General features: G+C 65.3%; 24 protein-coding genes. 17 read left to right on the forward strand and 7 right to left on the reverse strand.

Going from position 1 to position 22,422, the window contains the following annotated elements:
* Positions 1 to 24: 24 nt before the first annotated feature.
* Positions 25 to 1,629: an L-aspartate oxidase gene (nadB, locus tag ACYQ1H_RS03445; RefSeq protein ID WP_460026662.1), complete on the reverse strand. Its 1,605-nt coding sequence runs from the start codon at positions 1,627 to 1,629 to the stop codon at positions 25 to 27.
* 284 nt (positions 1,630 to 1,913) lie between these two features.
* Between nadB and rpoE the strand changes: the two genes are divergently transcribed.
* From rpoE to rnc, 8 genes are all read left to right on the forward strand, one after another.
* Positions 1,914 to 2,486: an RNA polymerase sigma factor RpoE gene (gene rpoE, locus ACYQ1H_RS03450; RefSeq protein ID WP_460026663.1), complete on the forward strand. Its 573-nt coding sequence runs from the start codon at positions 1,914 to 1,916 to the stop codon at positions 2,484 to 2,486.
* Between the two features lie 6 nt (positions 2,487 to 2,492).
* Complete coding sequence (locus ACYQ1H_RS03455) at positions 2,493 to 3,008, forward strand: sigma-E factor negative regulatory protein (protein WP_460026664.1); 516 nt, start codon at positions 2,493 to 2,495, stop codon at positions 3,006 to 3,008.
* Between the two features lie 23 nt (positions 3,009 to 3,031).
* Positions 3,032 to 4,027 carry a MucB/RseB C-terminal domain-containing protein gene (locus ACYQ1H_RS03460; RefSeq protein WP_460026665.1) on the forward strand — a complete coding sequence of 332 codons (996 nt, stop codon included), beginning with the start codon at positions 3,032 to 3,034 and terminating at the stop codon, positions 4,025 to 4,027.
* Positions 4,028 to 4,132: 105 nt separating this feature from the next.
* Positions 4,133 to 5,590 carry a DegQ family serine endoprotease gene (locus ACYQ1H_RS03465; RefSeq protein ID WP_460026666.1) on the forward strand — a complete coding sequence of 486 codons (1,458 nt, stop codon included), beginning with the start codon at positions 4,133 to 4,135 and terminating at the stop codon, positions 5,588 to 5,590.
* Positions 5,591 to 5,594: 4 nt separating this feature from the next.
* Positions 5,595 to 7,400 carry a translation elongation factor 4 gene (gene lepA / locus ACYQ1H_RS03470; RefSeq protein ID WP_460026667.1) on the forward strand — a complete coding sequence of 602 codons (1,806 nt, stop codon included), beginning with the start codon at positions 5,595 to 5,597 and terminating at the stop codon, positions 7,398 to 7,400.
* Positions 7,401 to 8,177 carry a signal peptidase I gene (gene lepB, locus ACYQ1H_RS03475; RefSeq protein WP_460026668.1) on the forward strand — a complete coding sequence of 259 codons (777 nt, stop codon included), beginning with the start codon at positions 7,401 to 7,403 and terminating at the stop codon, positions 8,175 to 8,177. It begins immediately after the preceding gene.
* The gene (locus ACYQ1H_RS03480; RefSeq protein ID WP_460026669.1) at positions 8,174 to 8,557 is read left to right on the forward strand and encodes a DUF4845 domain-containing protein; all 384 of its coding nucleotides are present in this window, start codon (positions 8,174 to 8,176) and stop codon (positions 8,555 to 8,557) included. Before lepB ends, ACYQ1H_RS03480 begins: the two co-directional genes overlap by 4 nt.
* Positions 8,554 to 9,246 (forward strand): ribonuclease III, encoded by a 693-nt coding sequence (gene rnc, locus ACYQ1H_RS03485; RefSeq protein ID WP_460026670.1) that lies wholly within the window; start codon positions 8,554 to 8,556, stop codon positions 9,244 to 9,246. The genes ACYQ1H_RS03480 and rnc overlap by 4 nt, the downstream gene beginning before the upstream one ends.
* Positions 9,247 to 9,260: 14 nt before the next feature.
* Here rnc and ACYQ1H_RS03490 read toward each other — a convergent pair whose 3' ends face one another.
* Entirely contained in the window at positions 9,261 to 9,830 is a 570-nt protein-coding gene (locus ACYQ1H_RS03490; RefSeq protein WP_460026671.1) for a hypothetical protein, read from the reverse strand.
* A 286-nt stretch (positions 9,831 to 10,116) separates the two neighbouring features.
* Here ACYQ1H_RS03490 and era point away from each other — a divergent pair, with 286 nt between their 5' ends.
* The 9 genes from era (at position 10,117) to ACYQ1H_RS03535 (ending at position 18,497) form a co-directional block, all read left to right on the forward strand.
* Positions 10,117 to 10,998: a GTPase Era gene (gene era, locus ACYQ1H_RS03495; protein ID WP_460026672.1), complete on the forward strand. Its 882-nt coding sequence runs from the start codon at positions 10,117 to 10,119 to the stop codon at positions 10,996 to 10,998.
* Positions 10,999 to 11,003: 5 nt separating this feature from the next.
* Entirely contained in the window at positions 11,004 to 11,723 is a 720-nt protein-coding gene (gene recO / locus ACYQ1H_RS03500) for a DNA repair protein RecO (protein WP_460026673.1), read from the forward strand.
* Complete coding sequence (pdxJ, locus tag ACYQ1H_RS03505) at positions 11,713 to 12,459, forward strand: pyridoxine 5'-phosphate synthase (protein WP_460026674.1); 747 nt, start codon at positions 11,713 to 11,715, stop codon at positions 12,457 to 12,459. Before recO ends, pdxJ begins: the two co-directional genes overlap by 11 nt.
* Before the next feature lie 184 nt (positions 12,460 to 12,643).
* Positions 12,644 to 13,312 (forward strand): hypothetical protein, encoded by a 669-nt coding sequence (locus tag ACYQ1H_RS03510; RefSeq protein ID WP_460026675.1) that lies wholly within the window; start codon positions 12,644 to 12,646, stop codon positions 13,310 to 13,312.
* A 62-nt stretch (positions 13,313 to 13,374) separates the two neighbouring features.
* Positions 13,375 to 14,412, forward strand: coding sequence for a tRNA dihydrouridine(20/20a) synthase DusA (gene dusA, locus ACYQ1H_RS03515; RefSeq protein ID WP_460026676.1), 1,038 nt, complete (start codon positions 13,375 to 13,377; stop codon positions 14,410 to 14,412).
* A gap of 26 nt (positions 14,413 to 14,438) precedes the next feature.
* Positions 14,439 to 14,996: a GTP cyclohydrolase I FolE gene (gene folE, locus ACYQ1H_RS03520; RefSeq protein WP_460026677.1), complete on the forward strand. Its 558-nt coding sequence runs from the start codon at positions 14,439 to 14,441 to the stop codon at positions 14,994 to 14,996.
* 99 nt (positions 14,997 to 15,095) lie between these two features.
* On the forward strand, positions 15,096 to 17,420 hold the full coding sequence (gene mrcB / locus ACYQ1H_RS03525) for a penicillin-binding protein 1B (RefSeq protein WP_460026678.1): 2,325 nt from the start codon (positions 15,096 to 15,098) through the stop codon (positions 17,418 to 17,420).
* A gap of 22 nt (positions 17,421 to 17,442) precedes the next feature.
* Entirely contained in the window at positions 17,443 to 18,276 is an 834-nt protein-coding gene (locus ACYQ1H_RS03530; RefSeq protein WP_460026679.1) for an SDR family oxidoreductase, read from the forward strand.
* A gap of 38 nt (positions 18,277 to 18,314) precedes the next feature.
* On the forward strand, positions 18,315 to 18,497 hold the full coding sequence (locus tag ACYQ1H_RS03535; RefSeq protein ID WP_460026680.1) for a hypothetical protein: 183 nt from the start codon (positions 18,315 to 18,317) through the stop codon (positions 18,495 to 18,497).
* A 27-nt stretch (positions 18,498 to 18,524) separates the two neighbouring features.
* Here the strand turns inward: ACYQ1H_RS03535 and ACYQ1H_RS03540 are convergent, their stop codons facing one another.
* From ACYQ1H_RS03540 to ACYQ1H_RS03560, 5 genes are all read right to left on the reverse strand, one after another.
* Positions 18,525 to 19,649: an ABC transporter ATP-binding protein gene (locus ACYQ1H_RS03540; protein WP_460026681.1), complete on the reverse strand. Its 1,125-nt coding sequence runs from the start codon at positions 19,647 to 19,649 to the stop codon at positions 18,525 to 18,527.
* Positions 19,650 to 19,759: 110 nt separating this feature from the next.
* Positions 19,760 to 20,668, reverse strand: a complete 909-nt coding sequence (locus tag ACYQ1H_RS03545) for a restriction endonuclease (protein ID WP_460026682.1) — start codon at positions 20,666 to 20,668, stop codon at positions 19,760 to 19,762.
* A 110-nt stretch (positions 20,669 to 20,778) separates the two neighbouring features.
* Positions 20,779 to 21,066 carry a class I SAM-dependent methyltransferase gene (locus ACYQ1H_RS03550; protein WP_460026683.1) on the reverse strand — a complete coding sequence of 96 codons (288 nt, stop codon included), beginning with the start codon at positions 21,064 to 21,066 and terminating at the stop codon, positions 20,779 to 20,781.
* 200 nt (positions 21,067 to 21,266) lie between these two features.
* Positions 21,267 to 21,791, reverse strand: a complete 525-nt coding sequence (locus ACYQ1H_RS03555) for a hypothetical protein (RefSeq protein WP_460026684.1) — start codon at positions 21,789 to 21,791, stop codon at positions 21,267 to 21,269.
* A gap of 51 nt (positions 21,792 to 21,842) precedes the next feature.
* The gene (locus tag ACYQ1H_RS03560) at positions 21,843 to 22,196 is read right to left on the reverse strand and encodes a hypothetical protein (RefSeq protein WP_460026685.1); all 354 of its coding nucleotides are present in this window, start codon (positions 22,194 to 22,196) and stop codon (positions 21,843 to 21,845) included.
* Between the last annotated feature and the right edge of the window lie 226 nt (positions 22,197 to 22,422).

A 22,422-nucleotide genomic window follows, 5' to 3' on the forward strand; every position in this document is an offset into this window, starting at 1 on the left:
GCGGGTACCGGCATGGATGTCCGCTCAGGCTTTGCGGGGATGCAGGACCGTGTTGCGCGGCGGCGCGGAGGTGTCGGTCTCCGGATGGTCGAGCGTGAAGTGCAGCCCGCGGCTCTCCTTGCGCATCAGGGCGCAGCGGATGATCAGCTCGGCGACGATGACCAGGTTGCGCAGTTCCAGCAGGTCGTTGGTCACGCGGAAGTTGCCGTAGTATTCGGCGATTTCCTGCTTCAGCAGTTCCACCCGCCGCAAGGCTCGCTGCAGGCGCTTGTCGGTGCGGACGATGCCGACATAATCCCACATGAAGCGGCGGATTTCGTCCCAGTTGTGGGCCACCACCACCTCCTCGTCCGAATCCGTCACCTGGGACTCGTCCCAGTCCGGCAGGGGCGGTGGCGGCGGGCGCTGGTGCAGGTTGGCCTGGATGTATTCCGCGGTCTGCCTGGCAAACACCAGGCACTCCAGCAGCGAGTTGCTGGCCATGCGGTTGGCGCCGTGCAGGCCGGTGCAGGCGGCTTCGCCGATCGCCAGCAGTCCCGCCACGCTGGTGCAGCCGCGATGGTCGCTCAGGATGCCGCCGCAGGTGTAATGCGCGGCCGGCACGACCGGGATCGGATCGCGGGTGATGTCGATGCCGAGTTCCAGGCAGCGCGCATGAATGGTCGGAAAATGCTGGACGATGAAGTCGGCCGGCCGGTGGGAAATGTCCAGGAACACGCAGTCGGCGCCCAGCCGCTTCATCTCGTGGTCGATGGCGCGGGCGACGATGTCGCGCGGGGCCAGCTCGGCGCGCGGGTCGAAGCGCTGCATGAATGGCGTGCCGTCGCGCAGCAGCAGGCGCCCGCCTTCGCCGCGCACCGCCTCCGAGATCAGGAAGGAGCGGGCATGCGGGTGGTACAGACAGGTCGGGTGGAACTGGATGAATTCCAGGTTGGCCACGCTGGCGCCGGCCCGCCAGGCCATGGCGATGCCGTCGCCGGTGGCGATGTCCGGGTTGCTGGTATAGAGGTAGACCTTGCTGGCGCCACCCGAGGCGATCACGACGAAGCGGGCGCGGAAGGTTTCCACCTGCTGGGTCTGGCCGTTCAGGACGTAGGCGCCCAATACCCCGAGGTCGCCGAGGCCCAGTTTCGCTCCCGTGATCAGGTCGATGGCGTTGTGGTACTCGAACAGGTGGATGTTGGGGTGTTCGCGCGCGCGTCGTTCCAGCGAGGTTTCCACGGCCCGCCCGGTGGCATCGGCCGCATGGACGACCCGCCGATGGGTATGCCCACCCTCGCGGGTGAGGTGCAGCTGATGCATGCCGCTGTCGGATGCGACTTCCGTGAAGGCAACGCCCTGGTCCAGCAGCCAGTCGATGCAGGCCTTGCCGTGCGAAACGACCAGCCGGACCGTGTCCGGATCACAGAGGCCGGCGCCGGCCTCGAGCGTGTCCTGGATGTGCGATTCGATCGAATCCTCGGCGTCGAGAACCGCCGAGATGCCGCCCTGCGCATAGAGGGTGTTCGATTCGATCAGTGCCGTCTTGGAGATGACGGCGACCGAAATCTGGTCGGCGAGCCGCAACGCAAGGCTCAGCCCGGAGGCACCGCTGCCTATGATGAGAACGTCGTACCAGGGGGAGGGCATGCGCGCGGTCGCTGGATGAATCGGAATTTCATCGTACTGTAAAAAAAAATCCCCGGCCATCGTCGGGGCGAGGGGCGGGGCGTCCCCGTGGCGGCGGTTTCGATTGAATGGCAGGCAACAAACAAAGATAATGACGCATTCGTTGCCATGCTCAACCCTGTCAGGGTCCGGAACGCGCTGGACCATTCCGGGTGATCGGCCGGCTGTCCAGCAGGCTTTGTGCTGAAACACCTCGGCGACACACCAAAATCAACGGGCTCATTTAGGTCAGGAAGGTTTCCCGGATGGGAGAGGAACTCGACGAGGAACTGGTCAGACGTGTTCAGCAGGGTGACAAGAAGGCCTTCGACAGCCTGGTTCGCAAATACCAGTACAAGATCGCGCAACTCATCAATCGCTATATCAAGGACCAGCACGAGGCGCTGGATGTCGCGCAGGAGACCTTCATCAAGGCTTATCGCGCCTTGCCGGGGTTTCGCGGGGACAGCGCCTTCTACACCTGGCTGTATCGAATCGCGATCAATACGGCCAAGAATCACCTCTCGATGCGCAGCCGTCGCCCCACGGATGACGAGATCGAGATCGAGGACGCGGAACAATTTGAATCGGGGGGGCGTCTCAGAAACTACGAGACACCCGAGGGGATGCTGCTGACCGAGGAAATCGCGGCTGCCATTCAGGATGCCCTCAGGAAGCTGCCGGAAGAGCTGCGCATGGCCATCTCGCTCAGGGAGTTCGACGGCTTGAGCTACGACGAGATTGCCAAGGTCATGGGGTGTCCCGTGGGTACTGTCAGATCGCGAATTTTCCGGGCGCGCGAAGCCATCGACAAGCGCCTCGAACCCTTGATTAGGTGAACGACCATGAACAACGACATGCAAGAAAACTTGAGCGCGTACCTGGACGATGAGCTGGGTTACCACGAATCGCTGGGCGTCATGTCCCGCGTGCAGGCGGACCCGCAGGTCGCGGCCAAGCTGTACCGCTACGCGGTTGCCCGCGAACTGATGCGCTCCTCCTCCGCCCTGGTGCCGGATGCGGGGTTCGCCGACCGTGTGCAGGCGGCTCTGGCGGACGAACCGGTCGTGCTCGCGCCGCGCAGCTGGCGGTCCCGCTACCGCGAGAAGGTCACGACGCTGGCGTTGGCCGCCTCGGTGGCGGCGCTGGCCCTGCTGGTGGGGCGCTCCATCAGTCAGCATGCGCCCTGGCAGGGCGGAGAAATGCTGGCGCAGGCCCCGCTCAGTGCGCCAGTCGTCAGGGCCGGCGTGGACCCGGACTTGCAGGACTTCGTCGCCCTGCACAACGAATCCACCTATCTTTCGGGCGCCCAGGGCATGCTGCCTTCGGTCCGGCTGGTAAGCGGTCAGTCCGGACATTGAGTCATTCGGGAACCTTCCACGTGATGCGCGGGCTGCCAAAACAATCCCGAGGAACCTTTCTGGGCCTCATGCTGGTGCTGATCCCCCTGTGGGCACTGGCCGGAGAAGATCACGCCGCAGCACCGGCATCCGGCCTGGAGTGGCTGGCCGGCATGCGCAAGGCGGCCAGCACACTGACCTATCAGGGCGTGGTCGCCTACATCAAGGACCAGCAGGTCGACAGCTTCAAGCTCTACCATCAGGTCCGGGACGGGCATGAACAGGAGCGACTGGTCGCCATGAACAGCCCCTACCGCGAGGTGGTTCGCACGGACGGCAACCTGGCCCGCTACACGGGGGAGAACCAGCGGGTGGTGGTCGAGACCAAGCCCGCCAGCCAGTCCGTCCTGATCAACCTTCCCGAGGACTCGGCAACCCTGGAACGCCTCTATCGCGTTCACCTGCGGGGCCGGGAATATGTCGCCGGGGCACTGACCCAGGTGGTTGCCCTGGAGCCGAAGGATGGCTACCGCTACAGCCGCCTCCTGTGGATCGACACCGAAACCTGCCTGCCGCTCAAGCTGGACGTGCTGAACGAGGATGGCCAGTCGGTCGAGCAGATGGTCTTCACCACCATCGACACCCGGAACCCGATCGCCCCGGAGGATTTGCAGCCCTCGTCCCGGACGCAATCCGCCGTGACCCAGGTCAGCCACCGTGAGGCGCGGCCGCTGGAGAGCCTCAACTGGTCGCTGCGCCGGGTGCCGGAGGGCTTCCAGATTGTCTCCTATTCCCTGTTCATGCGGCCTCCGGCCAACCAGCCCATCGAACATGTCTTGCTGAGCGATGGCTTCTCGACCGTCTCCGTGTATATCGAGAAGCGCGGCAATCCCGTCAATGCCGGCGCTTACCGGCTGGGCGCCGTCAACGTTGAGACCGCCGCCCTGAGCGACCATGTCGTGACGGTGATGGGCGAAGTGCCGGCCAAGACCGTAGGGCTCATCGCCAGCGGCATACAGCCGAAGGCGCCGGCGCCCTGATTCCCGGGGCCCGGAGTCTCCCTGACAACCTGCCGGTCGATGGACAGCCGTTCGATCCCGTATTTCCATAGCCCTCCTTCCGTGCCTCTCCAGAGCTACCCTACTATGCCTAAAGCCCACTGGTCCCGAGTCCTGCTGCTGGTGTCCGTGACGCTGTTCGCGCCTTTCGGACAGGCGCAGCTTCCCGACTTTACCGCCCTGGTCGAGCAGAACAATGCTGCCGTGGTCAACATCAGCACGACCCAGAAAGTGGCGGCCAACGATTTGCAGCCGCAGCTTCCCGAGGGCATGGAAATTCCCGAAGGAACACCTTTCGATGACCTGTTGCGACGCTATTTCGGCGAAGGCGTGCCCGGCATGCCGGGAGGACCCGGCGGACCTGGCGGGCCTGGCGGCGAGCCGAGCGAGTCCAAGTCGCTGGGGTCGGGGTTCATCATTTCGCCGGACGGCTACATCATCACCAATCATCATGTGATCAAGGATGCCGACGAGGTTGTCGTCCGGCTCCAGGATCGCCGCGAGCTGGTGGCCCGTATCGTCGGTTCCGACAAGCGCAGCGACATTGCCCTGCTGAAGGTCGAGGCCAGGGAACTGCCGGTGGTGAAACTGGGTTCCTCCGAGGATCTCAAGGTCGGTGAGTGGGTCCTGGCGATTGGTTCGCCGTTCGGCTTCGATCACTCCGTGACCGCCGGCATCGTCAGCGCCAAGGGCCGCAGCCTGCCGAGCGACAATTACGTGCCGTTCATCCAGACCGACGTGGCCATCAATCCCGGCAATTCCGGCGGGCCCCTGTTCAATCTGGACGGTGAGGTGGTCGGCGTCAATTCGCAGATCTATAGCCGCACCGGCGGCTTCATGGGGCTGTCCTTCGCCATCCCCATGGATGTGGCCATGCAGGTGGTCGAACAGCTCAAGAGCCAGGGCAAGGTATCCCGTGGCTGGCTGGGTGTGCAGATCCAGGATGTGACGCGGGAGTTGGCCGAATCCTTCGGCATGAAAAAGCCGCAGGGCGCGCTGGTGGCCAAGATTCTGCCCAAGAGCCCGGCCGAGACGGCCGGGCTGCAGATCGGCGACATCATCGAGGCGTTCAACGGGCGCGAGATCGAATCCTCCGCCGCGTTGCCGCCGATGGTCGGCGCCACCAAGATCGGCGAGACCGCCAAACTCAAGGTGCTGCGGCAGGGCAAGAGCATGGAGGTGCCGATCAAGATCGGCATGCTGCCCGACGAGGAGCCACCGGCAGCCGGTGGCGCCGAGGAAAGCGGTGCCGGCAACAAGGTCGAACGCCTGAACGTCACCCTTGCCGACCTGACCGACGCGCAGCGCGAGCAGCTGGAACTGCCCAAGACCGGCGGGGCCCTGATCACCGGCGTGAAGCCGGGACCTGCCGCCGAGGCCGGCATCCGTCGCGGCGACGTCATACTCCGCGTGCAGGATCAGCCGGTCCGCGATGCCAAGCACCTGGCCGACCTGGTCAACGGCCTGCCCAAGGGCAAGACCGTCGCCGTGCTGGTGCAGCGCCGGGCTGGCTCGCAGTTCCTTGCCATCAAGCTGAAGGATTGAGCCGGTGGCGGATCAACAGCACATACGCAACTTTTCCATCATCGCCCACATCGATCATGGCAAATCGACCCTGGCGGATCGCTTCATCCAGACCTGCGGCGGCCTGAGCGAGCGCGAAATGTCGGCGCAGGTGCTCGATTCCATGGACATCGAGCGCGAGCGCGGCATCACCATCAAGGCGCAGAGCGTGACCCTGGCGTACCAGGCTCGGGATGGCGAAACCTATCAGCTGAACCTGATCGATACGCCCGGGCATGTGGACTTCTCCTATGAGGTGTCGCGTTCCCTGGCTGCCTGCGAGGGCGCCTTGCTGGTCGTCGACGCGGCCCAGGGCGTGGAGGCGCAGAGCGTCGCCAACTGCTACACCGCGATCGAGCAGGGGCTGGAAGTCATCCCCGTGCTCAACAAGATCGATCTGCCCTCGGCCGAGCCGGAGCGGGTCTGCACCGAGATCGAGGAGATCATCGGCGTGCCGGCGGACGAGGCCCTGAAGATCAGCGCCAAGACCGGTCTCGGCGTCGACGAACTGCTGGAGCAACTGGTCGCCAAGGTGCCGCCGCCCAAGGGCGACCCCGCCGCACCCTTGCAGGCCTTGATCATCGATTCCTGGTTCGACAATTACCTGGGTGTGGTGTCGCTGGTGCGGGTGGTCAACGGCTCGATCCATCGCAAACAGAAAATCCTGCTGATGTCGACCGGCAAGAGTCATCTGGCCGACAGGCTGGGGGTATTCACGCCCAAGTCGCTGAACAAGGAGACACTGGAGACGGGCGAGGTCGGCTTCGTCATCGCTGGTATCAAGGACATCTTCGGCGCACCGGTGGGCGACACCATCACCGCCGCCGATCAGCCCTGCGCGGAACCCCTGCCCGGCTTCCAGCAGGTACAGCCGCGCGTGTTTGCCGGACTCTATCCGGTGGACTCCGACGACTACGAGGATCTGCGCGAGGCGCTGAACAAGCTGCATCTCAACGACGCGGCGCTGCACTACGAGCCGGAGACCTCCCAGGCGCTGGGCTTCGGCTTCCGCTGCGGGTTCCTCGGCATGCTGCACATGGAGATCATCCAGGAGCGGCTGGAGCGCGAGTATGACCTCGACCTGATCACCACCGCGCCGACCGTGGTCTACGAGGTACTGAAGACCGACGAGACGACGATCGAGATCGACAATCCGTCCAAGCTGCCGCCACCTAACGAGATCGTCGAGATCCGCGAGCCGATCATCGAGGCCAACATCCTGGTGCCGCAGGACTATCTGGGCAACGTCATCAGCCTGTGCATCGAGAAGCGCGGCGTGCAGCGGCGCATGCAGTTCATGGGCGGCCAGGTAGCCATCAGTTTCGAGCTGCCGCTCAGCGAAGTGGTGCTGGATTTCTTCGATCGGCTGAAATCCGTGAGTCGTGGCTTCGCTTCCTTCGACTATGAGTTTTTGCGCTTTCAGGCGGCGCCCCTGGTCAAGCTGGACATCCTCATCAACACCGAGCGGGTCGACGCCCTGTCCCTGATTGCCCACCGTGATATCAGCCAGACCCGCGGCCGCGATCTGGTCGAGCGCATGAAGGATCTGATTCCGCGGCAGATGTACGAGGTGGCCATCCAGGCGGCGATCGGCTCCAAGATCATCGCCCGCTCCACGGTCAAGGCCATGCGCAAGAACGTCCTCGCCAAGTGTTATGGCGGCGACATCACCCGCAAGAAAAAGCTGCTGGAAAAACAGAAGGCCGGCAAGAAGCGCATGAAGCAGGTGGGCAAGATCGACATTCCCCAGGAAGCCTTCCTGGCCGTGCTGCGCGTCAACAAGGACTCATAGATGGACTACGATTTTTCCTTCTTCCTGGTGCTGGGGACCTTTGTCACCGGCATCGTCTGGGGTGTGTATGCGCTGATGCAGCGTTACCGGCTGGTCGAGGCAGGGCAGCCTGAGCCGGTACTGGTGGAATACGCGCGGTCCTTCTTTCCGGTGGTGCTGATCGTGCTGCTGCTGCGGTCCTTCCTGGTCGAGCCGTTCCGCATCCCCTCCGGATCCATGATGCCGACGCTGCTGGTGGGCGACTTCATCCTCGTCAACAAATTCACCTACGGCGTGCGCCTGCCGGTACTGAACACCAAGATCATCGAAAATGGCGCGCCCGAGCGCGGCGATATCGTCGTGTTCCGCTTTCCCAAGGATCCGACCGTCGACTACATCAAGCGCGTGATCGGCCTGCCGGGAGACCGCATCGGCTATTACAACAAGCAGGTCTTCGTCAACGGCACCGCCATCAAGCAGACGCCGCTGGGCGTCTATTCGGGTGGCAGCCAGGGCGGCAGCATGGACGGCGAGGCCCTGTTGAACGAGGAGCTTGGCGCGGTCCATCACGACATCCTGGTTCGGGCTGGCGAACCCTCGGCCCGCGAGGGTGAGTTCGTGGTGCCGGAGGGGCACTATTTCGTCATGGGTGATAACCGGGACAACAGCAACGACAGCCGCTTCTGGGGTGCCGTGCCCGAGGCCAACCTGGTCGGGCGCGCATTCTTCATCTGGATGAGCTGGGATTCCGGCAAGCCCGGCATCGCCTTCAACCGCATCGGCACCATCCTGGAATGAGTGACCGTTCGCCCGGTCGGCGACAGGCGGGTGTCACCCTGACCGGCTTTCTGCTGCTGGCGGCCGTGGCCGCCCTGGTCGGCAAACTCTTGTTGAGCCTGCTACCGGTCTACCTCGACCATTTCAAGGTCGTGGCGGCTCTGGAGTCGCTGCAGGCCCAGCCGGACTGGCCGTCGCGTTCGCGGGAGGAAGTCCTCGCCACGCTGCAGAAGCGCTGGGAGGTCGATTCCGTCACCTACGTGACAGCACCCGATGTGACGATCAGCAGCGAGGGTCGCCTGACCCGGGTGCGCATCGCCTACGATGTCGCTCGTCCGTTTATCCGCAACATCGAACTGCTCGTCCATTTCGATGACGCGATCGAGGCGGAACCGCGTTGACGCACGAACCCGAAAAGCTGGCCCGCAAGCTGGGCCTCCGGTTCTCCGATCCGGACCTGGTCCGGCGCGCGCTCACCCACCGCAGTGCGGCGGCGGACAACAACGAGCGGCTGGAGTTTCTTGGTGACTCGGTGCTGGGATTCGTCATCGCCGAGCGGCTGTACCAGAAGTTTTCCGGTGCCGATGAAGGTGTCCTGAGCCGTTTGCGGGCCACGCTGGTCAACCAGACCGCGCTCGCCAACATCGCCCGGCAGCTGCACCTGGGCGACCATCTCATCCTGGGCTCCGGCGAACTCAAGAGCGGCGGCTATCGGCGGGATTCCATCCTTTCGGACGCGCTGGAGGCGCTGATCGGCGCCTTGCTGCTGGATCAGGGCATGGATGCCTGCCGGACGTGGATACTCAAGCTGTTTGCCGAGCAGATCGAGGGACTGTCCATCCGCGACTGGAAGAAGGATCCGAAGACCCGCCTGCAGGAATCCATGCAGGCCCGCGGCCTGCAATTGCCCATGTACACGCTGCGCTCGGTCGTGGGCCAGCCGCATGACCAGAGCTTCGTGGTGGAATGCCGGGTATCGCTGACCGAGGAGACCTGCGAGGGGCGGGGTTCCTCGCGCAAGCGGGCGGAGCAGGCCTCTGCCGAGAAGATGCTGGCCAAGCTGGCCGAGGAATTCGGCCTCAAGACCTGAGCCTTGCCAGCCGCTCAGGGAGCTGGCGGCAGCGTCAGGACGCCGCCGATATCCTCGTTCAGCTCGAGCAGGGTCATGCAGGTGGATGGGGCATTGCCCGTGCTGTAGCGGTAGCGACGCTGTTCGGCGAGGTTGAGGTGACTGATGCCGGGCAGGGGCTCGCTGATGTCGCCCTCGAAGGTTTCGGCGATGGCTGGCGGATTGCGCCTGGCCGGCGTGTAGCGGCGCGCGGCCAGCAGTATGCCCTGGCCACCCGGATAGCCGCCGATGCCGTTGAGCGTGAGCCAGTCGCCGTCGGGTTTGAGCAGAACCCGGTCACCTTCCTGCACATAGCGACCGGCGTTGATGACGTTGCCGGGCGGGAAGCTCAAGGCATAGGTTCCATCCGCGCGGAACGCCAGGCTGCCGCGGGCACCGTTCACGCTGCTGGCGGTGCGCTTCGCGGCGTTGGGGCAGGTCTTCTTCAGCACGAGATCGGTGTTCATCTTCACTGGCCACTGGGTTCCCGCCAGGACGGGGTCGGCGCTGGCAGCTTGCGGATTCAGCAGCCACGAGGCGGCGAGCGCGAGGACGAGACGTTGCATGGTTTCTCCGTAGGCATTCAGGGGTCTGCGCAGGCTGCCGGATGGCCGCCAGGGCAAGATGTTAGGGGCGGGTTCCGGATGGGTCCAGCATCAGAATGCTCATGTCCGGTCGGGTGGTATCCCGGGGCAAGCGTCCTGCCCGTCTTCTGGCGTCGGCGGTGGTTGCGGCGGAGGGGGGTGGATGCAGCCGTGCTATGCTCTGATTCATGCGCAGCAGCCACCTCTGCACCCACACACATTCTGGAATCAACACAGTGAGCCATAGCTTGAACGCGGGGTTGCAAGCATGAAAGCGGGATTTGTCGCCCTCGTCGGTCGGCCGAACGTCGGCAAGTCGACCCTGCTGAATCATCTGGTCGGGCAGAAGATCAGCATCACCTCTCGGCGGCCCCAGACCACGCGGCACCGGATTCATGGCATCAAGACTACCGAGGCGGGGCAGGCGGTCTATGTCGATACCCCCGGCATCCATGCGAGCGAGAAGCGGGCCATGAACCGTTATCTCAACAAGACCGCCGGTTCGGCGCTGGGCGATGTCGACCTGGTCGTCTGGCTGATCGATCGCGCCGGCTGGCTGCCGGAGGATGAACTGGTGCTGAAGCGGATCAAGGCCGCCGGTGTGCCGGTGATCCTGGCGATCAACAAGATCGACCGGCTGGAGGACAAGGATGCGCTCCTGCCCTTCCTGCAGCAGGCCGCCGCCAGCCATAATTTCGCGGCCATGATCCCGTTTTCGGCGCTCAAGGGTACCAATCTGGAGACACTGGACCGCACCATCATGGACCTGCTGCCGGAGGGTGATCCGATTTTCCCCGAGGATCAGGTTACCGACCGCTCCATGCGCTTCATGGCCGCCGAGATCGTCCGCGAGAAGCTGCTGCGGGCGCTGGGACAGGAAGTCCCGCATGCCATCACCGTCGAGATCGAGCAGTTCCGGCAGGACGGCGCGCTGACCCGCATCAGCGCCCTGATCTGGGTCGAGCGCCCGGGCCAGAAGGCCATCGTCATCGGCAAGCAGGGCGAAGTGCTCAAGAAGGTCGGCGAGCGTGCCCGCCATGATCTGGAGCGCATGCTGGAGGGCAAGGTGTTCCTGCAGCTGTGGGTCAAGGTCAAGGAAGGCTGGTCCGATGACGAACGGGCCTTGCGGAGCCTCGGCTACGCGGATTGAGCGGGGTGGAACGGGAAGGGTTCGAGCGGGCGCTGGTCCTGCATGTGCGGCCCCACCGGGAAACCAGTCTCCTGGTCGAGGCGCTGACCGAGCGGCATGGCCGGGTGCGCTGCCTGGCCAGGGGCGCACGCCGGGGCCGGCATCCGCAATCGCATATCCTGCGGCCGCTGAATCCGGTCCGGCTGGGCTGGCTGGGGCGAGGCGAACTGCCGCTGCTGACCCAGGTCGAGGCCGCCGAGCCGGCTCTTCCGTTGCAGGGCCGGGCGCTCTATTGCGGGTTCTACATCGGCGAGCTGTTGCACCGCCTGTTGCCGCTGGGCGATCCGCAGCCCATGGTTCTGGCCCTGAGCCTGGAGGTCCTGGTCCGGCTGGCAGCCGGCGATGACGAAGCGGGCTGTCTGCGGCACTTCGAACTGGCCCTGCTGGAGGCGCTCGGTTACGGACTGCAGCTGGATACCGACGCCGAGGGCCTGCCGATCCAGGCCGGGCGGCGCTATCGCTATCACCCGGAGCAGGGTGCGCTGGCGGCGTCCGCCAACCAGCCGGATGCCGTCGCCGGCGGCACGCTCCTGGCCCTGTGGCAGCGGGCGCCCCTGAGCGCCGGCCAGCAGGGCGAGGCCAAGCGCCTGATGCGCGCCGTCATCCAGCACCATCTGGACGGCCGACCGCTGAAAAGCCGCGAACTCTTTCAATCAGACCCGACCCGATACCGACGTGCAGACTAGATCGCCCATCTACCTAGGCCTCAACATCGATCACATCGCCACGGTCCGCCAGGCGCGGGGAACCCGGTACCCCGAGGTTGTCCATGCCGCGCTCCTGGCCGAACAGGCCGGCGCGGATGGCATCACCGCGCACCTGCGGGAAGACCGGCGCCATATCCAGGACCGCGACATCTACCTGCTGGCGAGCCTCTTGCAGACCCGCCTGAACCTGGAGATGGCGGTGACGGACGCGATGGTCGAAATCGCCCTGGCGGTGCGGCCGGGCGCCTGCTGCCTGGTCCCGGAAAAGCGCGCGGAGCTGACCACCGAAGGTGGCCTGGATGTCGCCGGCAATTTCCCGCGTATCGCGTCGGCCTGCCGGCAGCTAGGCGCCGCCGGCGTCGAGGTGTCGCTGTTCATCGATGCCGAGCCGCACCAGATCGAGGCCTCCCACCAAGCGGGCGCGCCGGTGATCGAACTGCATACGGGCCACTATGCCGATGCGGCCACTCCCGAAGCCGCCATGGCCGAGCTCGATCGCCTGCGCCAGGCCGCCGAGCAGGCCGCCGGTCTGGGGCTGAGCGTGAACGCCGGCCATGGCCTGCACTACCACAATGTTGCCGGGATTTGCCGCATCCCGCAGTTTCGCGAACTCAACATCGGCCATGCCATCATCGCCCGGGCGCTGTTCTCCGGGCTGGAGCAGGCCGTGCGCGACATGAAGGCCATCATGCAGACGGCCCGGTCGGCCATTTGATTGACCCCCGCCCGGGCTTCTGGGATAGTTGACCATTCAATGGGTACTCGGAGACCGCACGGCTTTTCCGGCGAGGCAACCCAATGGCGCGCCAGACCGCGTCCTCCGCGGGTGCGGAGATCCGGTTCTGGACCCTGCGCCGTCACTGCCGCGCCGTCCCGCGAACTGCGCCGTCCTCAAAGGCATGCCTGAACCACGTCACCAGTCTGAAGCCGCGGGCCATCGCCCCGTGCGCCATCTGTCGGCGCCGCGCCTGGCGGCACCTGCCCGGAGCTTCCGGGCCTTTGCCCTGGGCTTGCTGGTCCTGTTCGCGCTGCTCGGCCTGCTGTATCAGTTCCATACCCAGCTGGACACGCTGGAGGCGCGCCTGCTGAGCCAGCCGGCCGGTGGCGAGCGGCTGCAGGCCATGGGCCGGCAGATGGGCGTCCTGCGCGAGCGGCTGCACGGACTCATGGCCGACTCCGTGGAGATGCGGCTGAAGTCGCTTGAGCGCAGCCTGTCCTCGGGCAGGATCAATGCCGAGGATCTGGCCTTGTTCCAGACGCTGCAACAGGATCTCAAGGCGCTGGAAAGCTACAGCGAGGCGTATGGTCCCGCCGGCCTCGACGATGCCGGCCGCGAGCATCCCCGCTACCAAGCGGCGGGCGCCGTGGCGGCGGTCGTCAGCCAGAGCGAGCTGCTGCGGGAAATCTCGCGCCTGCGCCTGTTGCTGTATCTCTGCCTGACCGGACTGGTTGCCGGTGGCGGTTTCCTGGCCGCCCGCTCCTGGCTCGCCCATCGCGCCACGCCGGCGCTCAAGAACCCCGCGCGCCCGCGCACCGCCCTGCTGCCCCGGAACCGGCGCACCGGCTGATTCCCCCAGAGCACCCGGCCATCGGCCGGTGGGCGCCGCATCGACAAACGCAACGCCAGGCTGTGTTGAATTCCCCCGCCATCGAGGCCAGCGGCCTCTCCCGGCGCCTTTGCGTGGCGCCCATGCTCGACTGGACCGACCGGCATTGCCGCTATTTCCTGCGACGGATCGCGCCGCAGGTCTTGCTGTACACGGAGATGGTGACCACCGCCGCCATCCTGCACGGCAATCGCGAGCACCTGCTGGGCTTCGATCCCGACGAGCAGCCGCTGGCCCTGCAACTCGGCGGCAGCGACCCCGCCGATCTGGCCGCCTGCGCGCGGATAGGCGAGGCCTGGGGCTACCGGGAAATCAATCTCAACGTCGGCTGCCCCAGCGACCGTGTCCAGCAGGGGCGCTTTGGCGCCTGCCTCATGGCCGAGCCGGAACTGGTTGCCGACTGCGTCGCGGCCATGCGGCAGGCGGTGTCGGTCCCGGTGACCGTCAAGACGCGCATCGGCATCGACGCGCGCGATTCCTACGAGGAACTGGCTCATTTCGTGGCCACCGTGGCCGCCGCTGGCTGCCAGACCTTCGTCATCCATGCCCGCAAGGCCTGGCTGAGCGGCCTTTCGCCCCGCGAGAACCGCGAGATTCCGCCGCTGCGCTACGACATGGCCGCCGCGCTCAAGCGCGATTTTCCCGGGCTGGAGATCGTGCTCAATGGCGGCATCCAGAACCTCGACGAGGCGGCCCGCCACCTCGAGACCTTCGACGGCGTGATGATCGGCCGCGCCGCCTACCACAACCCCTATCTGCTGGCGGAAGCCGGCAGGCTGTTCGGCAGGCGCGACCCCGCGCCCTCCCGGCGCGAGGTGGTCGAGCGCATGCTGCCCTACATCCAGCGGCAACTGGAGCGCGGAACCCGCCTGCATGCCATCAGCCGCCACATGCTGGGCCTGTATCACGGCCAGCCCGGCGGTCGCCTCTGGCGCCGGCGGCTGGGCGAGGCCGCGACACGCAAGGATGCCGGCGTGGCGGATATCCTCGCGGTGCTGCCGGCGGACCCTCGCGCCGCCCCGGTCTCGCAGCCAGCCGGCGAGCCGTGCGGGGTATACTGACCGCCCTTCCCATCAAGGTGATAGAGATGCAAAACACGGAAATGGAAGAACTCTTCTCCCGGCTGATCCAGGGTATCGGCGAGGACGTGACCCGCGAAGGTCTCCTCGACACGCCCAAGCGGGCGGCGGCCGCGTTCCGCTTCCTCAACAACGGCTACAACCGCAGCCTGGAGAATGTCCTCAACAACGCCATCTTCGAGGCCGATACCGAGGACATGGTGATCGTCAAGGACATCGAGCTGTATTCCCTCTGCGAGCACCACCTGCTGCCCTTCATCGGCAAGTGCCATGTCGCCTATCTGCCCAAGGGGAAGGTCATCGGGCTCTCCAAGGTGGCGCGCATCGTCGACATGTACGCCCGCCGCCTGCAGATCCAGGAGCGGCTGACCAACCAGATCGCCACGGCCCTGCAGACCGCCATCAATCCCGCCGGCGTCGCCGTGGTCATCGAGGCCAAGCACCTGTGCATGATGATGCGCGGCGTGGAAAAGCAGAATTCGGTGATGACCACCTCGTCCATGCTGGGCCTGTTCCGCCGGCAGATCAGCACCCGCTCCGAGTTTCTCAACCTCATCAACCGCTAGGCCTGTCGTGGCCGGCCCGCCCCGCCCATCGGCCTGCCGGCCTGCCAGCCGGGACGGACAACCGTCCCGCCGCGCGCCCCCGGCTCCGGTCGCCTGACGATGCGCGCCGCAAGGACCGCCGCCCGCCCGCCCGCCCGCCGTCCGCCCCGGCGGAGACGCTCGTTCCTGGGGGACTTCGCGCGTCTCCTGCTGTATCCGCTACCTTTCCTGCTTGCCGCCCTGGCCGCCTATGTCGACTACCAGGACCGGCTGGTCCGTGAACAGTTCGAGGGCAAGCGCTGGGCCCTGCCGGCCCGCGTCTATGCCAGCCCGGCCGAGATCTTCGTCGGCGCCGCCTACGATGCCGACAGCTTCGAGTGGCTGCTGGGGCAGCTGAAGTACCGCCGGGACGCGCAGCTGGCGACCCAGGGCAGCTATGTCCGCCTGGGTGACGAAGTCGTTTTCAAGACCCGCGAGTTCCAGTTCCCGGACAAGCCGGAGCCGGCGCGCGAGCTACGGGCCCAGTTCACCGACGGGCAGATCATCCTGCTGGAAGACATGAACAGCGGCAAATCCGTTGCCCTGCTGCGCATGGAGCCGCCGCAGATCGGCAGCTTCTATCCGGCCCGGCGCGAGGACCGGGTGCTCATCCAGCTCGGCCAGGCACCGAAGAATCTCCTCAATGCCCTCTTCGCCAGCGAGGACCGCGACTTCTATCGCCATCCCGGCGTTTCCCTGCGCGGCATCCTGCGCGCCCTGTTCGCCAATGTCCGCGCCGGCGGCATCGTCCAGGGCGGCAGCACCCTGACCCAGCAGCTGGTCAAGAACTTCTACCTGTCCTCGGAGCGCACCTGGTGGCGCAAGCTCAACGAGATCGCGATGGCCATCATCCTGGATGCCCGCTACTCCAAGGACGAGATACTCGAAGCCTATCTCAACGAAATCTATCTGGGCCAGGACGGCAGTCGCGCGGTACATGGCTTCGGCCTCGCCAGCCAGTACTACTTCGGCCGTTCCGTCGAGGAGCTGGACCTGCACCATATCGCCCTGCTGGTGGCGCTGGTGCGCGGGCCCTCCTACTACGACCCCTACAGGTTCCCCGAGCGGGTGCAGAAACGTCGCGACCTGATCCTCGACGAGATGGTGGCGCAGGGCTATGTCGCGCCGGAGGCGGCGGCGGAGGCCAAGTCGCATCCGCTGGACGTGGTCGCCGACCCGCACCAGTCGGTCACCCGCTACCCGGCGTTCATGGATCTGGTCCGCCGGCAACTGCAGAAGGAGTACCGCCCCGAGGACCTGACCTCCGAGGGCCTGCGCATCTTCACGACGCTGGACGTGAATCTCCAGCGACAGCTCGAACTCGCCATCACGGCCAATCTCGATGCGCTGGACAAGCGCCGGCGGGCATCCCCGCTGGAAACCGCGGCCATCCTCACGCGCCGGGGTACCGGGGAGATCGCCGCGCTGGCGGGCAGCCGCGATCCCGAGTCCACCGGGTTCAACCGGGCGCTGGATGCCGTGCGGCAGATCGGCTCGCTGTACAAGCCGGTGGTCTACCTGACCGCGCTGGAGGAATCCGACCGCTACACGGTTGCCACCCTGCTGCAGGATTCCGCCATCCAGCTGAAGATCCCCGGCTCCATCTGGACGCCCAAGAACTTCGATGGCCGCGAGCATGGCGCCGTCCCCCTGTTCCGCGCCCTGGCCCATTCCTACAACCTGGCCACAGTGCGGCTGGGCATGGACCTTGGCATCGCCCACACCGCGCAGACCCTGCGCCGGCTGGGGGTCGAGCGGCCGGTCGAGATGGTGCCCTCGCTGCTGCTGGGAACGGCCACGCTCTCGCCGCTGGAGGTCGCCCAGATGTACCAGACCCTGGCCAGCGATGGCTTCGTCACCCCGCTGCGGGCCATCCAGGCCGTGGTGTCGCCGGAGGGCAAGCTCCTGCAGCGCTTCGGTCTCGACGTGCGGCAGGCCTTCGACGCCGCCACGGTCTACATCCTCAATACCCTGCTCAAGGAGGTCATGCGCAGCGGCACCGGCCGGCCGGCGCTGAGCCTGATGCCGGCCAGCCTGCAACCGGCCGGCAAGACCGGCACCACCAACGACCTCCGCGACAGCTGGTTCGCTGGCTTCACCGGCGATTACCTGGGCGTGGTCTGGATCGGTCGGGATGACAACCAGCCGACCGGCTACACCGGCGCGGAGGGCGCGCTGCGCATCTGGGCGACGGTGATGCAGCGGGTCAGCCGCGAACCGCTGGAACTCGACCGGCCGGACAACGTCGATCTCCTGTGGGTCGATGCCCAGCGCGGCGGCCGTTCCGCGGAAGGCTGCCCGGGCGTCATCCGCCTGCCTTTCCGGCAGGGCACCGAGCCCGACCGCAGCGCCAGCTGCGGCGGCAAGCCCGCGAAATCCCCAGCATCCGCCGACGATCTGTTCTGATTGTGTCTGTTGTCTGACTGCCATGACCACGCCCCGACCCGTTCTCATTACCGGCTGCTCCTCCGGCATCGGCTTGTGCGCCGCCCACGGCCTGCGCGCGCGTGGCTTCCGCGTCTTTGCCTCGGCCCGCCGCGACGAGGATGTCCGACGCCTGGCCGACCTCGGCTTCGAGGCGGTGCGGCTGGACCTGGCCGATTCGGCCTCCATCCAGGCCGCCGTGCAGGCCGTGCTGGACGCGACCGGCGGCACGCTGTACGGACTCTTCAACAATGGCGCCTATGGCCAGCCCGGCGCCGTCGAGGACCTCAGCCGCGAAGTGCTGCGCGAACAGTTCGAAACCAACCTGTTCGGTACCCATGAACTGACCCAGCGCGTCATTCCGGTCATGCGCCGCCAGGGTGGCGGTCGCATCGTCCAGAACAGCTCGGTGCTGGGCTTTGCGGCGATGCGCTTCCGCGGCGCCTACAACGCCAGCAAGTACGCCCTGGAGGGGCTGGCCGACACGCTGCGGCTGGAACTGGCCGGCAGCGGCGTGCAGGTGTCGCTGGTGGAGCCGGGACCGATACTGAGCCGGTTCCGCGACAATGCCTTCGCCAAGTACCGGCAGCACATCGACCCGACGCACAGCCCGCACCGCGAGACCTATCTCGCGATGGAGGCGCGCCTGCAGAAGACGGGGCCGGCCGTGCCCTTCACGCTGGGACCCGAGGCAGTGGTCGCCAAGGTGATCCACGCGCTGGAGTCGCCACGGCCGAAGGCCCGTTACTATGTGACCTTTCCCACCTATCTGTTCGGCGCCCTCAAGCGCGTCCTGCCCACGCGGGCCCTGGACTGGGTGCTGGGCAAGGTGGGCTGAAAGGTTTTCGCTGTGACCGACCCAACGCATGACCGACGATGAAGATGCTCAACTATGTCCTGCTGATCGTTGCCGGCGCCATCGGCATGTCGCTGCTGGATGGCGATCCCACGTCCGTCTCCCTGGAGGAGTGGGCCATTTATGCGGTCATGCTGTATGCCTCGTGGCGGCTGGTTCAGGCCCTGATCGAGTACATCCGCGATCACGAGGGCGGCATCTGAGCCTGCCGTCCGCGTCGCGGTGGACGGCTAGCTTGCGAGCGGGAACAGCCTGAGATGGGCCGGCGCGACCCGCGCCAGCCGTAGCCGCGCGCCGCGAGCGGGTGCCGCGCCGCCGGGCCAGCGGACGATCCAGGGCTTGGCATCCGGTGCGGCCGGCAGTTCGCTGGCCGGCCGGCAGTGCACCAGCGTTTCGTGACCGAGATACTCGCTGGCGATCACCTCGACCGTGAAGCCCGCCTCGTCCGCCCCGGCCGCCCGGAGATGGTCCGGGCGGATGCCGGCGAGGCAGACAGGCGGCGCCATGCCGGGCGGTGGCAGCCGGTGCAGCAGGGCGCTGGTTTGCTCGGGACTGGCCGTGGCGACCGGCTGGTCGCCGACCATCACCCGCCCGGCGCCATCCGCTGCCGGCAGCAGGCTTGCCCGGAACAGATTCATTGGCGGACTGCCGATGAAACCGGCGACGAAGGGGGTGGCGGGTGCGTCATACAGCGTCTGCGGGTCGGCCAGCTGTTCCAGTTCGCCGCGATTCAGCACGGCGATGCGCTGGCCCAGCGTCATGGCTTCCACCTGATCGTGGGTGACGTAGACCATGGTGGTGCCGGTGCGCTGCTGCAGGTCGCTGATTTCCGTGCGCACCTGGGTGCGCAGCCTGGCGTCCAGGTTGGACAGCGGCTCGTCCAGCAGGAACACCGAAGGTTCGCGCACCAGCGCCCGCCCCATGGCCACCCGCTGCCGCTGTCCGCCGGACAGCTCGCGGGGCAACCGCTCCAGTACGCCACCGAGGTCCAGCAGTTCCGCCGCCCAGCGCACGCGGCGCTGCCGTTCCGGCGGCGGCAGTCGGCGCATCTTCAGGGGGAATGCGAGGTTCTCCCGTACCGTCATGGTCGGATACAGGGCGTAGTCCTGGAACACCATGGCAATGTTGCGGGCCTGCGGCGTCAGGTCGTTGGCGACCGCGCCGTCGATCAACAAGGTGCCGCTGCTGATGGCTTCCAGACCCGCCAGCAGGCGCAGGAACGTCGACTTGCCGCAGCCCGAGGGGCCGACCACCACCATCAGCTCCCCGTCGCGGATTTCCAGATCCAGTCCGCAAATGGCCGTGCAGCCGTTGGGATAGGTCTTGCCGACCCGTGCGAAACGTATGGTGGCCACGTTCAGGTGTTGTCTGGATCAGGTGGGGTTCGTCGAGGAGGCCGGCGGCCAGGTCCTATACCGCCGGCAGAGGGGCATGACCGCATGACTGGCGGCAAGCGCAAACCTTGTTATGCGTCCTGCTCCTCGAAGAAGTCCGAATCGATATGCTTCAATTCAAGCGTGCGGGATGAGGAGACACCCACGCCGACATCAATCATGAAGTCCGCCAGCTGGGCGCCATCAATGAGCGCTATTCTGGGGTCAATATGCTGTACATAGCTGACAGCCTCTGCCGAGAAACTGCCTGTTGTGATAAAGACACCCTTGCGGGCGCGTTTGCCATGGAGGGCGCCTACGAATTTCTGGATCTCCGGTCGGCCGACGGTTCCCTCCCAGCGCTTTGCTTGCAGATAAACCATTTCCAAGCCAAGCCTGTCCTCAGAGATGATGCCATCAATGCCTTCATCCCCAGACTGACCCACCCGTTCACCGTTGCCGCCAGCCTTCCCGTAGCCCATTTGCAATAGCAGTTCAACGACAAGGTTTTCAAAGAAGCGCGGGCTACATGATTTGACCCTTGCCAGAATTTCTGAAGCCAGATTCTGGCGAATGGTGAGATATGCCGACTCAAGTGCCTCTTCAGGCGACTGGACGCTGTCGGGCTGTTGCTGTTTCTCCTGTGCCTGGTTTGTCGAGCGGCTGCGGAATTCCTGAAATTCCGGATATTGGCCAAGGAACTCTATTGTTATGCTTTCTGGTGGATGTTGCAGAACTTCCCGGCCACGCTGGGTAATGGCAAACTTCCCTCGCGCGGGAGACGCAATCAGGCCGGCTCTTTCCAGATAGACCTTGGCCCACGCCACCCGGTTTGCATACCGTGATTGCTTGCCGCTGGGCAAAAGCTCCTCCTGCTCTTCAGTGGACAGCTGGAAGCCTATAGCCAGGCGAGCACGCGCATCGGCGAGTGACCACGTGGTGCCATCTGCAGCAAGCTTCAGCATGGGAAGGGTCATATCCTGAAATCCTGGTACCGGCATGCATGCCTCAAGTTGTCTGGCTCATGGTTGTGGTTATCGCGTGGTGGACGAGCCGAGAGCCTGGGTTTTTGACCGCCCGGCGCATGGGGTGAGCGATTCCGGACACCCGGTCACGGTTTTTGCGCGATGACATAAAGATGCGGTTCCGGGTACTGGTCATATTCCAGGTGCCGGCACCTGCAGCCGGCGTCCGACAACACGCCGAGCATTCCGGGAATGCCCAGGGTACTGTAATACATCCGGGGCCCCATGGCGGAATCCACCTTTTCCTGCGGGGCATCCAGCCCGCCCATGGTGAAGAGGCAGACACCGCCCGGCATCAGGGCGTCCAGCATCCGTTTCAGGACCGGCTCCTGCTCCGGCAGCGGCAGGTGCCAGAGGCTGTCCCATGCCGACATGAAGACGCCTTCCTCTGCATGAGCGCCAGCTTCTGCGGAAAGAGTTCGGAGGGGCTGACCAGAGCGCCAGCTTCTGCGAGGAATTCGGGGTGGAGGACTGAGTCGGCCGGCTCAGGTAAGAGGCGGAAAGACCTTCTGTCCGAACCCACTGCGCATGAAAAAGCCCGCGCGAAGCGGGCTCTTCCCTCTGCTATCTGCTCTTACTCGCCGAGGCAGAGCAGGGTGATCAGAACCTGTTTATCTTCAGGAACTGGCAGGTATAGGAGCCTACCTTGATCGTCGTACCCGCTCCCTTGAAAGCAGTTGAGGTCGACCCGCTCCGGGTCATACTCCGGGGTGCCGTAGCTATAGCCGGGGAGATCGGCGAACCGCCAGGGGACTGCCCTGTCACACCGCACCCACCTTTCTGTACCGGCAGGCTGTCGCACCTCGATGCTGCTCATACCGATGGTCCCCTTCGGGCTGCAGGCCGGCCCGACTATCGTCTCCTGTGCAGCTGTCCCCGCTTTCACTGTCAGTTCCTTCCTCACCGCCCACACCGGCAGACTTCCACCTGGCGCCGGCGCATCCGCTCCCGCTGTCACCAGCATCTGTCTCTGCTCCTTGGCGTTGCATTTGGCCACGAGCCGGGCCTTGCCCGTGTTCGGGTTGTAGCAGATGGGTATGTCCGCGTGGGTGACCAGCGGAATGAATAGAAAGGCGAGCAGGGGAAGAGCAGATTTCATGCGGTCTCCGAAGGTTCGGTGAATAGGAGGGTGAATAGGAAGGAGCGCTGATTACAGCTTCCCCGCTGCCTGCTTGGGGTCAACCAGCGGGGTGCCTTCAACCTCAAACCCCGTGATTCCGAAGAAAAGGGTGATCCGTTGATTGATCACACCATCTGTCAAGGCCACCGCCCCAGGCGTGGATTCTATGGCTTTGTCGATGGCCGTCTTGGCGTTCGGGATGCCGAACGGGAGCAGGACGACCGGCACGATGTCCTCACCCTTCACTCGCTTCTGAACCCTCTTCAGGTCTGCGCTGCGACTCAGGTCAATGTTCTTGGTAGACAGGACAGTGAAGTCAATGACTCGCTGGGAGCACCCAGGCAGCAGTGCTGCGGCGAGGATAGCGGCTGTCAGTTTTTTCATAAGTGGTTCTCGAATGGTTGGCTGGTGAATATAACCATTGGTTTGGGGTAGGTCAAAACCGGACATAGGTCAACGACACTATCTCACCCTCCCCGTAAAATCGGCAGGGCAAGCAGCAATTGCCTGCCCTCCTCTGCAGCACCAGAGGACTCAGCCCATCCGCGGTGCAAACCGATCAGAAGAACCTTAACCGGATGGGCTTCTACCTTGGAGATAAGGGTATAGC

The organism is Methyloparacoccus murrellii (genome assembly GCF_054657115.1).

Coding starts and splice junctions, on each gene's coding strand:
- nadB (WP_460026662.1), bottom strand. CDS start 1,629: ATGCCCTCCCCCTGGTACGACGTTCTCATCATAGGCAGCGGTGCCTCC.
- rpoE (WP_460026663.1), top strand. CDS start 1,914: ATGGGAGAGGAACTCGACGAGGAACTGGTCAGACGTGTTCAGCAGGGT.
- ACYQ1H_RS03455 (WP_460026664.1), top strand. CDS start 2,493: ATGAACAACGACATGCAAGAAAACTTGAGCGCGTACCTGGACGATGAG.
- ACYQ1H_RS03460 (WP_460026665.1), top strand. CDS start 3,032: ATGCGCGGGCTGCCAAAACAATCCCGAGGAACCTTTCTGGGCCTCATG.
- ACYQ1H_RS03465 (WP_460026666.1), top strand. CDS start 4,133: ATGCCTAAAGCCCACTGGTCCCGAGTCCTGCTGCTGGTGTCCGTGACG.
- lepB (WP_460026668.1), top strand. CDS start 7,401: ATGGACTACGATTTTTCCTTCTTCCTGGTGCTGGGGACCTTTGTCACC.
- ACYQ1H_RS03480 (WP_460026669.1), top strand. CDS start 8,174: ATGAGTGACCGTTCGCCCGGTCGGCGACAGGCGGGTGTCACCCTGACC.
- ACYQ1H_RS03490 (WP_460026671.1), bottom strand. CDS start 9,830: ATGCAACGTCTCGTCCTCGCGCTCGCCGCCTCGTGGCTGCTGAATCCG.
- era (WP_460026672.1), top strand. CDS start 10,117: ATGAAAGCGGGATTTGTCGCCCTCGTCGGTCGGCCGAACGTCGGCAAG.
- ACYQ1H_RS03510 (WP_460026675.1), top strand. CDS start 12,644: ATGCCTGAACCACGTCACCAGTCTGAAGCCGCGGGCCATCGCCCCGTG.
- folE (WP_460026677.1), top strand. CDS start 14,439: ATGCAAAACACGGAAATGGAAGAACTCTTCTCCCGGCTGATCCAGGGT.
- mrcB (WP_460026678.1), top strand. CDS start 15,096: ATGCGCGCCGCAAGGACCGCCGCCCGCCCGCCCGCCCGCCGTCCGCCC.
- ACYQ1H_RS03530 (WP_460026679.1), top strand. CDS start 17,443: ATGACCACGCCCCGACCCGTTCTCATTACCGGCTGCTCCTCCGGCATC.
- ACYQ1H_RS03535 (WP_460026680.1), top strand. CDS start 18,315: ATGAAGATGCTCAACTATGTCCTGCTGATCGTTGCCGGCGCCATCGGC.
- ACYQ1H_RS03545 (WP_460026682.1), bottom strand. CDS start 20,668: ATGCCGGTACCAGGATTTCAGGATATGACCCTTCCCATGCTGAAGCTT.
- ACYQ1H_RS03550 (WP_460026683.1), bottom strand. CDS start 21,066: ATGTCGGCATGGGACAGCCTCTGGCACCTGCCGCTGCCGGAGCAGGAG.
- ACYQ1H_RS03555 (WP_460026684.1), bottom strand. CDS start 21,791: ATGAAATCTGCTCTTCCCCTGCTCGCCTTTCTATTCATTCCGCTGGTC.
- ACYQ1H_RS03560 (WP_460026685.1), bottom strand. CDS start 22,196: ATGAAAAAACTGACAGCCGCTATCCTCGCCGCAGCACTGCTGCCTGGG.